This window comes from Streptomyces sp. NPDC104202, from assembly GCF_055584185.1.
Genome location: NZ_JBVJMN010000002.1, coordinates 206,540 through 220,211, shown reverse-complemented (window position 1 = coordinate 220,211; position 13,672 = coordinate 206,540). Strand labels below are relative to the sequence as shown.

14 protein-coding genes are annotated in these 13,672 nt (G+C 73.3%); 4 read left to right on the top strand and 10 right to left on the bottom strand.

The window, feature by feature from the left end; all coding sequences use genetic code 11:
• The first annotated feature begins 157 nt into the window (after positions 1 to 157).
• From ACZ60W_RS02335 to ACZ60W_RS02320, 4 genes are all read left to right on the top strand, one after another.
• A complete protein-coding gene (locus ACZ60W_RS02335) occupies positions 158 to 853 on the top strand; it encodes a hypothetical protein (RefSeq protein WP_469753442.1) in 696 nt (231 codons plus the stop codon).
• A 55-nt stretch (positions 854 to 908) separates the two neighbouring features.
• On the top strand, positions 909 to 1,652 hold the full coding sequence (locus tag ACZ60W_RS02330) for a class F sortase (protein WP_469753492.1): 744 nt from the start codon (positions 909 to 911) through the stop codon (positions 1,650 to 1,652).
• 400 nt (positions 1,653 to 2,052) lie between these two features.
• A complete protein-coding gene (locus ACZ60W_RS02325; protein WP_469753441.1) occupies positions 2,053 to 3,453 on the top strand; it encodes an aldehyde dehydrogenase family protein in 1,401 nt (466 codons plus the stop codon).
• A gap of 19 nt (positions 3,454 to 3,472) precedes the next feature.
• Positions 3,473 to 4,561: a Zn-dependent alcohol dehydrogenase gene (locus ACZ60W_RS02320; protein WP_469753440.1), complete on the top strand. Its 1,089-nt coding sequence runs from the start codon at positions 3,473 to 3,475 to the stop codon at positions 4,559 to 4,561.
• A 148-nt stretch (positions 4,562 to 4,709) separates the two neighbouring features.
• Here the strand turns inward: ACZ60W_RS02320 and ACZ60W_RS02315 are convergent, their stop codons facing one another.
• The 10 genes from ACZ60W_RS02315 to ACZ60W_RS02270 form a co-directional block, all read right to left on the bottom strand.
• Positions 4,710 to 5,630 carry a PDR/VanB family oxidoreductase gene (locus tag ACZ60W_RS02315; protein ID WP_469753439.1) on the bottom strand — a complete coding sequence of 307 codons (921 nt, stop codon included), beginning with the start codon at positions 5,628 to 5,630 and terminating at the stop codon, positions 4,710 to 4,712.
• A gap of 49 nt (positions 5,631 to 5,679) precedes the next feature.
• Positions 5,680 to 7,125, bottom strand: coding sequence for a purine-cytosine permease family protein (locus ACZ60W_RS02310; RefSeq protein ID WP_469753438.1), 1,446 nt, complete (start codon positions 7,123 to 7,125; stop codon positions 5,680 to 5,682).
• Entirely contained in the window at positions 7,122 to 7,436 is a 315-nt protein-coding gene (locus tag ACZ60W_RS02305) for a Rieske (2Fe-2S) protein (protein WP_366303941.1), read from the bottom strand. Before ACZ60W_RS02305 ends, ACZ60W_RS02310 begins: the two co-directional genes overlap by 4 nt.
• A complete protein-coding gene (locus ACZ60W_RS02300; RefSeq protein WP_469753437.1) occupies positions 7,433 to 8,323 on the bottom strand; it encodes an iron-containing redox enzyme family protein in 891 nt (296 codons plus the stop codon). Before ACZ60W_RS02300 ends, ACZ60W_RS02305 begins: the two co-directional genes overlap by 4 nt.
• The gene (locus ACZ60W_RS02295; RefSeq protein ID WP_469753436.1) at positions 8,320 to 9,126 is read right to left on the bottom strand and encodes a dihydrodipicolinate synthase family protein; all 807 of its coding nucleotides are present in this window, start codon (positions 9,124 to 9,126) and stop codon (positions 8,320 to 8,322) included. Before ACZ60W_RS02295 ends, ACZ60W_RS02300 begins: the two co-directional genes overlap by 4 nt.
• A gap of 58 nt (positions 9,127 to 9,184) precedes the next feature.
• Positions 9,185 to 9,718, bottom strand: coding sequence for a DUF6190 family protein (locus tag ACZ60W_RS02290; protein WP_469753435.1), 534 nt, complete (start codon positions 9,716 to 9,718; stop codon positions 9,185 to 9,187).
• Positions 9,708 to 10,886, bottom strand: coding sequence for a pyridoxal phosphate-dependent aminotransferase (locus tag ACZ60W_RS02285; protein WP_469753434.1), 1,179 nt, complete (start codon positions 10,884 to 10,886; stop codon positions 9,708 to 9,710). The genes ACZ60W_RS02290 and ACZ60W_RS02285 overlap by 11 nt, the downstream gene beginning before the upstream one ends.
• A 245-nt stretch (positions 10,887 to 11,131) precedes the next feature.
• The gene (locus ACZ60W_RS02280) at positions 11,132 to 11,833 is read right to left on the bottom strand and encodes a DsbA family oxidoreductase (RefSeq protein WP_469753433.1); all 702 of its coding nucleotides are present in this window, start codon (positions 11,831 to 11,833) and stop codon (positions 11,132 to 11,134) included.
• A 29-nt stretch (positions 11,834 to 11,862) separates the two neighbouring features.
• Positions 11,863 to 12,663, bottom strand: coding sequence for an MBL fold metallo-hydrolase (locus tag ACZ60W_RS02275; RefSeq protein ID WP_469753432.1), 801 nt, complete (start codon positions 12,661 to 12,663; stop codon positions 11,863 to 11,865).
• Between the two features lie 23 nt (positions 12,664 to 12,686).
• A complete protein-coding gene (locus ACZ60W_RS02270; protein WP_469753431.1) occupies positions 12,687 to 13,625 on the bottom strand; it encodes a DMT family transporter in 939 nt (312 codons plus the stop codon).
• Positions 13,626 to 13,672: the final 47 nt, after the last annotated feature.

Below are 13,672 nucleotides of genomic sequence, written 5' to 3'. Positions count from 1 at the left end.
GCCCCTTCGGGCCCTCCGGCCGGTGACCGGGGGGTGTGCGCCGGACGGGCGATTCGGAGGGTGGCGGGTGCATGTCGCCACCCTCCGAAGTCATGAGGTGACAGATAGTCGGATTATCGGTTGATCCGTTCGACGATCTCCTTCCGGAGGAACCCGCATGACCGCTCGTACCGCCCGGCCCCTCGCCGCCACCGCCGCAGCCGCGCTCACCCTCGGCAGCCTCGCCCTCGCGGGCGCGCCCTCCGCGTACGCCGCCCCCGGCGACAACGGCGACATCAAGGTCCACAGGGTCGGCACGCCCTTCGACGACCAGAGCAACGAGCCGAGGGTCTGCAGGTTCTACCTGGCGGCCTTCAACTTCGACACGCTCCAGGAGGTCGACTGGGAGATCTCGCCCCAGCCGCTCCAGGGAGCCGACCCCAGTCTCAGCGGGCACATCACCCTGGCGACCGGGACGGGTCATACCGCACCCCTGTCCTTGCCCAACGGCCAGTACAAGGTCGTGTGGACCTTCGAGGGCCAGAGCGGGGCCGCCAAGCAGAAGGTGTTCAGAGTCGCGTGTCCCGATGACGTCATCACCAACCCGACCGCCTCGCCGACCGCTCCGCCGACCGGAGGCCCGGGCGGCTCCGGGGGTCCGGGCGGGCCCGGAGGGCCCGGCGGCTCTGGGGGGCACGGTCCCGGCGGACACCCGCACGGTCCGGTCGGCGCCGGTGGCGGCGGCAGCGCGGAGATCGCGGCCGAGGACTCCTCCGCCTTCGGCATCGGAGCGGCCGTCGCGGCCGGTCTCGCCGGCACGGCCGGACTGGTCCTGATCCGCCGCTCGCGCCGCCGCGACCATGGCGCCGCGTAGGTTCCGCCTCTCGCGCAGGCGGCGGAGGCTCCTCCGGCTCACCCGGACCGTGGCGATGGCCACGGTCCTGGTGACCGGGGGCGTCTGGTGGGCCGGCGACGACGAGCCGGCCGACCAGACGCTCGCCGCCGGCCCGGCCGCCCCGGGCTCGCCCGGGAAGGCCGCGGACGCCGCCGTGGCCGGGAAGGCGGCGGAAGGGAAAGCGGCGGAGGCGAAGGCGGCGGCCGGGAAGCCCGCCGCCGGCGCGCCCGCGGCGGTGGACCACAAGGCGAAGCCGAGGGTCCGGCCCAAGGCCGTTCCCACGCCCCGGCCCGATCCGCCGCCCGCGCCGCTGTCCCGCTCGCGCCCCACTGCCCTGGCCGTCCCGGCCATCACCATCGAGGCCCCGGTGGTCGAGCTCGACGTCGACGCCACCGGGCGGCTCTCCACGCCGCCGGTCGACAACCCCGACGTCGTCGGCTGGTACGCGAAGGGCGTGACCCCCGGGGAGCGAGGGACGGCCGTCGTGGTGGGTCACCGGGACACCAGGACCGGACCCGCGGTCTTCCTCGACCTCGACTCGCTCAGCGCCGGGAACACCGTGCGGATCGCCCGCGCCGACGGCAAGGTCGCCGTGTTCACCGTCGACCGGGTGCAGACGTACGAGAAGGCGGGCTTCCCCGACAAGGAGGTGTACGGCGCCACCGGGCGTCCCGAGCTCAGGCTGCTGACCTGCGGCGGGGCCTTCGACCGCGCCACGGGCTACGCGGCGAACATCGTCGTCTTCGCCCACCTCACCGACCTCGCGCAGAAGATCTGACCGCTCCGGGGCTCCCGCCCGAGCCGGACGCCCCGGCCCCGGCGAGGAGAGCCGGCCCGCCGGCACGAGCCGCTCGTCCGGCTCCCCACGGTCACGCCCCGCCCGACGGACCCAGCCGCTCCGTCGGGCGGGGCGTTCCCCTGTGCGCGGACGCCCCGGGGCCGGGTGGGGCGGGACGGCGCGATACGGGAAGGGGCGGGGCGGGCAAGGGGGTTCCCGACGGTTCCCGGGGCACACGGCTGTGGGGCCGGCGTGGACACGGGGAGCGCGGGGGCGGCACGATCGGTTCGCGCCGGGTGAGACCGGGGGCACTCCGGCGGACCCTGGCGCCGGAAAACTAACAGCGCTAGTTTGGGGCGGTGCCGCCGCACCGGTCGGCCGGGTGACGAGAGGGAAGCGCATGAAGGCCCACGACGCGCACGACGCGATGTACATCGGCGGGGAGTGGCGCCCCGCCTCCTCCACGGACACCATCCCGGTGATCGACCCGGCCGACGAGCAGGTCATCGGGCACGTCCCCGCGGGCACCGCGGAGGACGTCGACGCCGCCGTGCGCGCCGCCCGCGCCGCGCTCCCCGGCTGGGCCGCCACCGCGCCCGCCGAACGCGGAGCGCGCATCGCCGCCCTGCGCGACGCCCTCGCGGCCCGCGCCGAGGAGATCGCCGCCACCGTCACCGCCGAACTCGGCGCCCCGCCGCAGCTGGCCGCCGCCGTGCACACGGGCCTGCCGATCGCGGTCGCCGGCTCGTACGCCGAACTCGCCGCCACCCACCCCTTCGAGGAGAAGGTCGGCAACTCCACCGTCTACGCCGAACCGGTCGGCGTGGTCGCGGCCATCACGCCCTGGAACTACCCGCTCCACCAGATCGTCGCCAAGGTCGCCCCGGCGCTCGCCGCCGGCTGCACCACCGTCCTCAAGCCCGCCGAGGACACCCCGCTGACCGCCCAGCTCTTCGCCGAGGCCGTGCACGAGGCGGGCCTGCCCGCCGGCGTCTTCAACCTGGTTACCGGCCTCGGTCCGGTCGCCGGACAGGCGCTCGCCGAGCACCCGGACGTCGACCTCGTCTCCTTCACCGGCTCCACCGCCGTCGGCCGCCGCATCGGCGCCCTCGCGGGCGGCGCCGTCAAGCGGGTCGCCCTCGAACTCGGCGGCAAGTCCGCCAACGTCGTCCTGCCGAGCGCCGACCTGCCCAAGGCCGTCGCCGTCGGCATCGCCAACGTCATGTCCAACTCCGGCCAGACGTGCAGCGCCTGGACCCGGATGCTGATCCCCGCCGACCGGTACGAGGAGGCCGTCGCGCTCGCGGCCGAGGCGGTCGCCAAGTACGTCCCCGGCGAGCGCGTCGGCCCCCTCGTCAACGCCCGGCAGCAGGAGCGCGTCCGCGGCTACATCCGGAAGGGGATCGAGGAGGGCGCGCGTCTCGTCGCCGGCGGCCCCGACGCCCCGCGCGAGACCGGGTACTACGTCGCGCCGACCGTCTTCGCCGACGTCACCCCGGAGATGACCATCGCCCAGGAGGAGATCTTCGGGCCCGTCGTCTCCCTGCTGCGGTACGAGGACGAGGACGAGGCCCTCGCGATCGCCAACGGCACGGTCTACGGCCTCGCCGGCGCCGTCTGGGGCGAGCAGGCCGAGGCCGTCGCCTTCGCCCGCCGGATGGAGACCGGGCAGGTCGACATCAACGGCGGCCGCTTCAACCCCCTGGCCCCCTTCGGCGGCTACAAGCAGTCCGGTGTGGGCCGGGAGCTCGGCGCGCACGGCCTCGCCGAGTACCTCCAGACCAAGTCCCTCCAGTTCTGAGCCCCGAGGAGCAGTCCACGTGAGCACGATCCGCGCCGCCGTCCTGCCCGCCGTCGGCTCCCCGCTGGAGATCACCGACATCGAACTCCCCGAGCCCGGCCCGGGCCAGGTCCGGGTCCGCCTCGCCGCCGCCGGCGTCTGCCACTCCGATCTCTCGCTCTCGCTCGGCACGATGCGCGTGCCGGTCCCCGCCGTCCTCGGACACGAGGGCGCCGGCACGGTCGTCTCCGTCGGCGAGGGGGTCACCGTCGTGGCGCCCGGCGACGGCGTCGTCCTCAACTGGGCCCCGTCCTGCGGCCGCTGTCACTCCTGCTCGCTGGGCGAGGTGTGGCTCTGCGCCGACGCGCTCACCGGCGCGGGCAACGTGCACGCCCACACGGCCGACGGCACCGCGCTCCACCCCGGCCTGAACGTCGCCGCCTTCGCCGAGGAGACGGTCGTGGCCGCGAACTGCGTTCTGCCCGTCCCCGACGGCGTCCCGCTCACCGACGCCGCCCTGCTGGGCTGCGCCGTCCTCACCGGCTGGGGCGCGGTCCACCACTCGGCCCGGGTCCGGGAGGGCGAGACCGTCGCGGTCTTCGGCGTCGGCGGCGTCGGCCTCGCCACCCTCCAGGCCGCCCGGATCGCGGGCGCCTCGACGATCGTCGCGGTCGACGTCTCCCCGGAGAAGGAGGCGCTGGCCCGGGCGGCCGGGGCGACCGAGTACGTCGTCGCCTCGGAGACGACGGCGAAGGAGATCCGGCGGCTGACGGGCGGCCACGGCGTCGACGTGGCCGTCGAGTGCGTCGGCCGCGCCGTCACGATCCGCACGGCGTGGGAGTCCACCCGCCGCGGCGGCCGCACCACGGTCGTCGGCATCGGAGGCAAGGACCAGCAGGTCACCTTCAACGCCCTGGAGCTGTTCCACTGGGGCCGCACGCTCGCCGGCTGCGTCTACGGCGACTCGAACCCGGCGGAGGACCTGCCGGTCCTCGCCGAGCACATCCGCGCGGGCCGGTTCGACCTCGGCGCCCTGGTCACCGAGCGGATCTCCCTCGACGGCATCCCGGGCGCCTTCGAGAACATGCTCGCCGGCAAGGGCGGCCGGGCGCTGGTGATCTTCCCCTGAGTGCGGCGCCCTGAGACGGCACCGGCACCCCGACGCACCGGCACCCCGACGCACCGGGACCCGAACGCACCGGGACCCGGACGCACCGGCACCCGGACGCACCGGCACGGGCCCGCACCCCTCCAGGGCGTGCGGGCCCGTCCGTTCCTCACAGGTCCAGCGAGAGCCGCGGGCCGCGCGACCGGCCGACGCAGATCATCATCGTCGTCCCCGAGGTCCGCTCGTCCTCGCCGAGCACGGAGTCGTGGTGCTCGGGCGTCCCGTCGAGGACCTTCGTCTCACAGGTGCCACACCAGCCCTCCTCGCAGGAGTACGCGACCCCGGGCACCGCCTCCCGCACGGCGTCGAGGAGGCTCCGCCCCGGCTCCACCCGGAGCGTGCGCCCGCTGCGGCGCAGCTCGACCTCGAAGCCGCCGCCGGAGGGCGCGGGCTCCGGGTCCGCCGCGCCGAACCGCTCGGTGTGCAGCGGCCCGGTCCACCGGTCCGCCACCGCCCGCAGGAGTCCGTCCGGGCCGCAGCAGTAGACGGCCGTCCCGGGGGGCTGCCCGGCGAGGACGGCGTCCAGATCGGGCCGGCCCGCCGTGTCCTCGGGCACGAGCGTGACCCCGGGGAGCGCGGACAGTTCCTCGCGGTACGCCATCGACGCCAGGCTCCGGCCGCCGTACAGCAGGGACCAGGTCCCCGGCGGGAGGGAGCGGACCATCGGCAGCAGCGGGGTGATGCCGATGCCGCCCGCGACGAACAGGTACCGCTCGGCGGGCACCAGCGGGAACCGCTGGAAGGGGCCCCGGACGCCGAGGAGGGCGCCCTCCCCGACGGCGGTGTGGACCTCCTCCGAGCCGCCGCGGCCCGCCGGTTCGCGCAGCACCCCGAGCCGGTAGGCGCTCCGGTCGGCGGGGTCGCCGCAGAGCGAGTAGTGCCGGACCGCACCGGACGGGAGGGTCACCTCCAGGTGCGCGCCGGGTTCCCACGGCGGCAGCGCGGCTCCCGCGGGGTCGGCGAGGAGCAGTCCGCGGACGCCCGCCGCCTCCTCGGCGACCGACCGGACGGTGAGTCGGAACAGGGACATGAAGGGGCACCTCGGCGATCTCGGGCGGGCGGGAGCGTCCGCGAGCGGGTCAGGGGAGGGCGGGCAGCGGCGCGGGCTCGGGCCAGATCCGGCACAGGGCCGCGTACAGCGCCGCGGCGACCGCGAAGGAGGCCGGCAGGCTCAGGTCGACCCCGCCGGTCAGTCGGGTCAACGGGCCGGTGTAGAGCGGGTTGTTGACCCACAGCACCCCGACGGCGGAGCCGGCGGCGAAGGCCGCCGCGGCCCGCGCGTTGACCCCGCCCGTGTACCAGTAGCGTCCGCCGCCGCCCACGGTGAAGGAGCGCAGCGCCTCGGCGTCGTAGCGGCCCCGGTGGAGCACGTAGCCGACGGAGAGGACCGCCGCCCAGGGGGCGACGACCGTCAGGAGCAGGGTGACGAACGCCGACATCGCGTCCATGGCGTCGTACACCACGGCTCCGAGGTAGAGCACGGCCGCCGCGAGGAGCGCGACCGCGGTGGTCACGGCGGCTCGTGAGGAGCGCCAGAAGACGGAGTTGGCGGAGAGCCCGGCCGCGTACAGGCAGAGGCCGGCCTGCGGCAGGGTGCCCGCGAAGCCGAAGACCACGACCGCGACGGCGAACCAGCCGGGCACCGCGTCCGTCAGGCCCTGGAGCCAGGGATCGTCGGGGACGGGGAAGAGGGTCGTCACGTACGCGCCGGTGAGGAGCGCGGCGAGACTGCTGAGGAACATCGCGGTCCCGCTGGCCCGCATCACCCGCCGGGTGGGGGTGGCGGCGGGCATGAAGCGGGTGTAGTCGCCCTGGAAGGTGGCGTACGAGAGGGGCACCGTCGCGGAGGCGGTGGCCGCCAGCAGCCAGGTGTGCAGGCCGCTGTCGAGCGCCAGGGTCCCGCCGGCGTACCCCGCGTCGAACCGGGGGGCGAGCACGAGGACGGTGCCGAGGAGCACCGCCCCGCCGGTGACGGCGGTGACGCGGTACGTGCGGACCAGCGCCTCGTGACCGCGCACGGCCACCAGCGCGACCGCCCCGGCCGTCACCGCCATCGCGGCCGTCAGCGGTCCCGGACCCGTCGGCGTCGACAGCAGCCGGTGGCCGGCCACCATGACCGCGGTGCCCCCGGTCCACACGGCGATCGCGAAGAAGCCGAGCGCCGTCACCACGGTGAGCGCGTTGCCCACGACCCGGCCCCGGACGCCGAAGTGGGCCCCGCTCGCCACCGGGTCGTTGGTCCCGGTGCGGACGCCGAACCGGGCCAGCGGCGCCAGCAGCACCGTGCCGACGGCGACGCCCACGGCGATCGCGCTCGCCGAGGCCCACCAGCCGAGGCCGAAGACCACGGGCAGCGCGCCGAGCACGACCGTGCCGAAGGAGAACTGGGCGGACGGCCAGATCCAGCCGAACGCGGCGGGTGCCGAGGTCCGCAGGGACGCCGGCACCGGTGCCACGCCGTCGTGGTCGGCCGCCGCGCGGGGCGGCGTCACGACGGACGCCGCCCCGGTCGGTGTGGTGGTCACGGGGCGCCCCCGGCCCGGCCCTGGGCACCGGGGTCGCCGGGCAGCACGTCGACCACCCGGAGGGCGGCGCAGGCCGCCCCCGAGGTGCGCTCGCCGCTCGTCAGGTCGAAGGTCGTGTGGTGCAGGGGGCAGGTGATGCGCAGCCTGTCCCCGTCGACCCTGCCGTACTTGAGCCTGCCCCCGCGGTGCGGGCAGAGGGCGGCCGCGAGGACCTTGCGGCCGCCGACCTCGACCAGGACGAGGTCCTCGGTCACCTGGCGGACGGAGGGCTCGCCGCCCTCCCGGCGCCGCCCCGCCGGCACGGCGGTCACGCGGCGGTCCCCCGGGCCCGCGCGACGGCCGCCTCGGTGGCCTCGCCGACGATGTCGGAGGCCAGCCGCACGCCCGCCCAGATCTTCGCGAGGTCGGGCTCCTCCAGGGAGCGGATCGCCGTCCGCATGTGGTTGCTGTGGTAGGCGTCGATGTACAGGTGCTCGGTGTAGTAGGCGTCGTGGACGATCCCGAGCCGCCGCGCCGCCCGCGCGAAGCTCTGGAAGGCGTAGAGCACGCTCGTCTCGAAGTAGGCGTACGCGCCGAGGAAGTACTGCGGCGAGGGCGCCCGGCTCGCCAGCCAGTGGAACATGTTGACGTAGGCGAAGCACTCCGGCGACGTCTCGTCGAGGTAGTCGTCGAGCCGGAGGCTCAGCCCCAGTTCGGTGAGCAGGTCCCGGTAGAGCTGGGAGTGCGCCTTCTCCTCGTTGCCGCAGCCGAGTTCGTCGATGAGGACCCGGAAGACCGCCATCGCCGAGCGGTACGGCAGCCGGGGGACGACCGGGAGGAGCGACTCCGACTCGGTGAGGCCGTCGAGGGCGAACTGCCGCACCACGACCTTGAACTGGTCGAGCGTCGCGTGCTCGGCCAGGAAGGTCGCGCTCTCGGGGAGCGCGGCCTCCTCCTCGGCGAGGAACTCCCTGAGCGCCTGGAGCAGTTCGCCGGCCGAGCCGAACCGGGGCGCGGCGGCCTCGTGGGCCCGCGCCTTCGGCAGGATCCAGCGCTCCTCGATGGCGGTCATCGAGCCGTAGTCGCCGAGGTTGGGGACCCGGCGGTAGAGCTCGTGCAGGGTGCGCTGGGCGGTCGCGGCCGGGGCCGCGACCGAGTGGGCGGCGACCGGGACGGTCGCGCGGGACGGGGCGGGGGCGGGGGACGAGGGGGCGCTCATGCCGCCTTCGCCTCCTCGTGGGTGGTGGGGGAGCTGATCACGCCGCGCCGGTGCAGCTCCTTCTTCACCCACCGGTACCAGTCGTCGCGGAACACCCCGTACCGCTCGCAGACGGTGTTGATCTCCGCCTGCCGGTCCGGGGTCGGGTCGACCAGCATGGCGTTGCACAGACCGGGTTCGAGGTTGGCCAGCGGGCCGATGAAGCCCTGGATGCCGCGGGCGTCGACGAGGAGGTTCTCCCAGCCCTCGAAGACGGGGATGCCGGTGCCGGCCTCCGCCATCTCGCGGGTGAAGGCGGCGTCGCCGCTCGACTCCTTGATGCCGACGATGCCGGGTATCTCCTTGCAGATCCGCAGCAGGGTGTCGAAGGCGATGCGATTGCCGGACAGCGCCTCCTCGTTGTAGAGGAAGACGGGCAGGTCGAGCGCGGCCCGGATCGACCGGTAGTGGTCGACGATCGCGTCCTGCGTCACGTCCGCGCCGAACGGCGTGGTGACGACGACGGCGTCGGCCCCGAGCGCGGCGGCCGTGCGGGCCCGGTCGATCACCGCGTCGGTGTCGGGGAGCTGGATGCCGGCGAGCACGGGCAGGCCGTCCGCGTGCTCGACGGTGTACGCCACGACGTCGTGCCACTGGCGGGCGTCCAGCGCCCAGCCCTCGCCGGAGGTCAGGGCCGGCATGAGGCCGGAGACCTCGGCGCGGACGTGGTCGACGAGGCGGGCGACGCTCCGCCGGTCGACGGTGCCGTGCTCGTCGAACGGGGTGATCAGCGGGACGATGGTCCCGGAGTAGGTGCCAGGCATGAGAGGGGTGCCCTTCGGAAATGGGTCCAGAGGTGGTTCGGAGGGTGGGCGCGGCCGTTCAGAGCTGTTCGGAGACGACCGACAGGACCAGCGACCGCTGGTAGAGCTCCTCCAGGTATGCGGGGAACGAGGGTTCCTCCACCGGGCTTCGAGCCCCGTCCCGCACGATCGGTTCGACGGGAAGTCCGGTCGTACGGAGCAGCCGGGGGCTCGCTGTGCGGAGCACGCCCCCCTTGCCGAGGACCTGCGCGAGGACGAGCCGTTCATGGGTGGGCAGTCCGTCGAGCCCGGGTGCGGTGAGGGCCCGGCGGACGTCCTCCTCGTCGTAGGCGATCCGGTCGACCGCCAGGTCGGTGTGGAGGACGTCCATGAAGGGGTAGTACGCGTCCTGCACGCGCCGCCCGTAGCGCCACACGAGGTCGTCGCAGCGGCCGACCTGCTCCCAGCTCATGACGATCCGGCCGGCCTGCCCGGCGGCGAGCCGGTCCGCGAAGAAGGACTTGGCGGCGATCCGGACGGCGTCGTCCTTGCTGTGCATGCCCATGAAGAGGGTGGCGTCGATGAACACCGCGGGGGAGGGGTCAGCCGGCATAGCGCTCGAGCACCTTCCGCATCCGCTCCATCGCGCCGGCGAACAGCTCGGGCTCGCGGGCCAGGGCCAGGCGGAGGAAGCGCTCGCCCTTCTCCTTCGTGTTCCAGTAGAAGAAGGTGCCCGGCAGGACGTACACCTCCTCGTCGAAGAGGACGGCCTGGAGCTGGGTGGCGGTCACGTGCTCGGGCTTGATCCGGAACCAGGCGACGCTGGTGCCGACGACCGGCTCCTGGAACTCCAGGATGGTGCCGTTCAGCGCGGCGCGGGCCGCCTCGCCGTTGGTCGTGATGATGTCGCGCACGGAGGCGAAGCCGTCGGAGATGGAGTCCTCGACGTACTGCGTGACCATGTTGAGGACGAACGGCGACACGTTGAGCAGGACGCTGGTGTGGAGGTTGTAGACCTCCTCCTGGATGTCCCGGCTGGCGGTGATCATGGCGCACTTGGCGTCCTGGATCGGCCAGGTCTTCCCGGTGTCCTCCATGACCATGTACGTGACCCCGGAGTCCTCCAGGAGCCGGTAGATGTCGACCCGGCCGACGCCCTCGTCGCAGAGCGCGAAGGAGGCGAAGCAGAAGTCCATCACCAGGACCTTGTCGTGGTCGACGCAGTAGCGGACGACCTCGCGGAAGCCCTCCAGCTTCTCGGCGAGCAGGGTGAAGCCGGTGGGGTTGTTGGGGTCGACCAGGTAGATCGCGTCCGCGTCGACCTGCTCGACCAGCCGGTCGTAGATGGCGTCCTTGTCGTGCAGCGCCGACTCGGCGAGCGGGGAGATCGGCACCTGCATGTTGCGGAGCAGGTCCACCAGGTTGTCGAAGCAGGGCTCGACCAGCTGCACGGACTTGCCGCGCTGCTTGAGGAACATGCCGGCGACCATGGTGGAGACGCTGGCGGAGTACGACAGGAGCGTGCGCTCCATCGCCCGGGCGGTCGGCTGGCGGTGCAGGCGGAAGAACGCGTCGAGGAACTGGCGCTCGAAGTGGGCCTGCTGCTTCGACTCGGACTCGTGCCAGAGCTCGGGGAGCCGCGAGACGATCTGCTCCTGGGAGGCGGACTGGCGCTGGTGGGTGTGCGCGTCGGCGAGGTTGAACCGCGTCTTCAGCGCCTCGATCTCGTGCTGGGTGAGGTCGACGAAGGTGCTGACGTCTGCCTTGTCGGTCAACGACATGAAGTGCTCCCGCTGTGGATGTGGAATGCCAATGAGAATGCCGCTGTGAATCTGCCTCCGGAATTCCGGCCGGCGAGAACGACTGTAGGAGGTGCGACCGGCCTTGCGAATAACGGCCGGGTCACGCAATTAATAATCACCGCGATGTTCTGCGGAAATAAAAAAGGAACGACGGCCAGGCATTCCTCGAAAGGAATGCCTGGCCGTCGTTCCGGTGAAATGACCGCCCGAGCGGCCCGGTACGGCTATTCGGTGGCGGCCCGCAGCAGAATGTCCTCGTACACCTTCGGATCGTCCGAGGAGATGACCGGCCAGCCGATGCCGTACGCGCCCTCCCAGCCCACCTCGATGCCGGGGTTGGCGTGGTCGGAGCCGTCGGGCAGGAACAGGTGCGGGCTGCAGTTCACGCGGTCGGTCCGGGAGAGGGCGGCCTGGTCGGCGAGGGCCCGGCGGGCCCGTCCGTCGTCCAGTGCCTCGGTCAGGGCGTCGACGTCGACCACGCCGGTGTCGGCCGCCACGTCGAGGATCACCTTGCGGTGGCTGATGCAGCGGGACTCGGCCCAGAACGCCCGGCGCAGGCCGAGGTCGAGCTGCTCCGAGGCGTTCAGGCCCTGCTCCTTCGCCGCGAGGACGGCCTCCAGCGCCGGCAGGGTCGTCGACGGGTAGAGCCAGTCCTTGGCCTGCCACAGCTGCCAGCCGGCGCCCGGTTCCAGACTGGCCATCCGGGCGACCTCGCTGTCCGTGCCGGGGCGCGGGCTCGGGGCGTCGTTGAGCAGCTCCAGGGGGAAGGCCCGCAGGTCGAAGGCGACCTGCTCCTCCAGGCCCAGCCGGGCCCGGGCCGCGTGCAGCCGGTGGATCGCGATGTGCGCGAAGGAACACCAGATGTCGGAGAAGACGGTGACGACTCCGCGCGGCGGGGTCAGGTCGGCGGTGGTCGGGTCGGGCATGGTTCTCCTCGGTTCGTGCGCGGCGGGGGTCAGCCGGCGGTGGACTCGTGGGCGTCCAGCGCCGCCTCGAGGTCGAGGTCGGCGCCGGGCAGCCAGGCGGGCAGGGACGGGATGCGGGCCATCGCGTCGAGGAGCCGGGGCACGGCGGCCTCGCGGACGGTCGGGCCGTGGGCGCTCAGCAGGCGGGCCGGGCGCAGCGCGGCCAGTTCGCGCACGGGCCGGACGAACTTCGCCTCGTCGACCAGCGCGGTCCACGGGGCTATCGCCCGGTTCAGGACGTCGAATCCGCGGAAGAACTCCTCCTCGGAAAGGTCGGTGAATTCCTGGGTGATCTCCTCGACTACGGTGCCGAAGCTGTCGGAGCTGTAGAGCGTTCCATCGGAATGGTCGAACACGGCGAGGGTGCCGGGTGAATCGAAGGTGGGCGGCCGGTGAAAGCTCAGCTCGCGGTCGCCGATTTTCACCCGACTTCCCGGGTTCGCTGTTACTACCCGGTCCCCGGGAATGTCGAACTCTTCTGATATTCGCGTCACTGATATCGCGTTCGCGAGGACCTTCGCGTGCGGGGCCTCGGCCAGGATCCGGGCCAGGGTGCCGGTGTGGTCGCGGTCGTCGTGGGTGACGGCCACCCAGCGCAGGTCGGCCGGATCGATCAGGGACCAGAGGGAGTCGAGGAACCCCTCGCGGTCGACGGGCATGCCGGTGTCCACGAGGAGCGGCTGCCCGGACCGCACGAGGAAGGCGTTGACCGGCTGGTCGCCGAGGCCCGGTATGGGCAGTGCGGAGGGCAGGACGTGGATGTCCGGCCCGGCCGTGTAGGAGGGTTTCATGCCGCACCTCTCGTGGCGTGTCGTCAGACGAGCTGGATGGTCAGGGAGCCGGCGATCAGCAGGGCGAGGCCGAGCGCGCGCGGCTTGGTCAGCGAGCGCTGGGGGAGCTTGAAGAGGCCCTTGTGGTCGATCAGCGCCGAGGTGAGCTGCTGGCCGGTCACGGTGAGCGCGATCGTCACGGCCGCGCCGATGGAGGGGATGAGCAGGAAGGTGCCGGTGACGTAGGCCGCGGCGCAGGCGCCTCCCAGCCAGCCCCACCAGGGCATCTTCTTGAGCGGGGCGATCTTCGGCTTGGGGGTGCGCCGGGTCGCGTACAGCACGAGCAGCACGACGGCGATGGTGAAGGTCGCGACGGCGAAGCTGATCACGGCGACGGTGATGGGCTCCTTGAGCTGGGCGCGCAGCTGGGCGTTGACCGCGCCCTGGACCGGCAGGACGCCGCCGGCGAGGACGCCGAGGGCGAGCCAGCCGACCCGGCCGGCGCTCGACATCCTGGGGGCGCCGGGCGGGGCCGCCGCCTTCATGCCCCGGATGATCACGACGATGCCGGCGAGCACGGCCAGGGCGCCGATGACGATCCCGGCGTTGAGCTCCTTCCGCTCCAGGCCGAGGAGGCCGAAGAGGTCGAGCGCGAGCGAGGCGAACATCTGCCCCGTCACGAACAGCCCGACGGCGGCGAGGGCGCCGAGCCGTGGGAAGAGCAGGATGCCGCTGGTGATGTAGAGCGGACTGGCCAGTCCGCCGAGCAGCTGCCAGGGCTCCACGTCGGGGAGCTTGCCGAGCGCGCCGAGCGCTCCGGCGGCCACGGCCAGGACGACGAGCAGGCCGGTCGCGACGCCGAGCTGGATGGTCGAGGCGCCGTACGGGGTGCCGACGGCCGAGTTGAGCTGGAGGTTCACCGAGGCCTGGACGGCCAGGAGGCAGCCGACCAGCAGGGCCGCGGCGAGAAGCGCGGTGTGCATCTGGATCTCCCTGGGGCGGGATGGCGAGCGGATAAGTGGACACTGAG

Bases quoted from the DNA above. Each gene is read 5' to 3' on its own strand.
- ACZ60W_RS02315 (WP_469753439.1), bottom strand. From the start codon at position 5,630: ATGTCCCTGTTCCGACTCACCGTCCGGTCGGTCGCCGAGGAGGCGGCG.
- ACZ60W_RS02270 (WP_469753431.1), bottom strand. From the start codon at position 13,625: ATGCACACCGCGCTTCTCGCCGCGGCCCTGCTGGTCGGCTGCCTCCTG.
- ACZ60W_RS02285 (WP_469753434.1), bottom strand. From the start codon at position 10,886: ATGTCGTTGACCGACAAGGCAGACGTCAGCACCTTCGTCGACCTCACC.
- ACZ60W_RS02325 (WP_469753441.1), top strand. From the start codon at position 2,053: ATGAAGGCCCACGACGCGCACGACGCGATGTACATCGGCGGGGAGTGG.
- ACZ60W_RS02335 (WP_469753442.1), top strand. From the start codon at position 158: ATGACCGCTCGTACCGCCCGGCCCCTCGCCGCCACCGCCGCAGCCGCG.
- ACZ60W_RS02275 (WP_469753432.1), bottom strand. From the start codon at position 12,663: ATGAAACCCTCCTACACGGCCGGGCCGGACATCCACGTCCTGCCCTCC.
- ACZ60W_RS02300 (WP_469753437.1), bottom strand. From the start codon at position 8,323: ATGAGCGCCCCCTCGTCCCCCGCCCCCGCCCCGTCCCGCGCGACCGTC.
- ACZ60W_RS02280 (WP_469753433.1), bottom strand. From the start codon at position 11,833: ATGCCCGACCCGACCACCGCCGACCTGACCCCGCCGCGCGGAGTCGTC.
- ACZ60W_RS02295 (WP_469753436.1), bottom strand. From the start codon at position 9,126: ATGCCTGGCACCTACTCCGGGACCATCGTCCCGCTGATCACCCCGTTC.
- ACZ60W_RS02290 (WP_469753435.1), bottom strand. From the start codon at position 9,718: ATGCCGGCTGACCCCTCCCCCGCGGTGTTCATCGACGCCACCCTCTTC.
- ACZ60W_RS02330 (WP_469753492.1), top strand. From the start codon at position 909: ATGGCCACGGTCCTGGTGACCGGGGGCGTCTGGTGGGCCGGCGACGAC.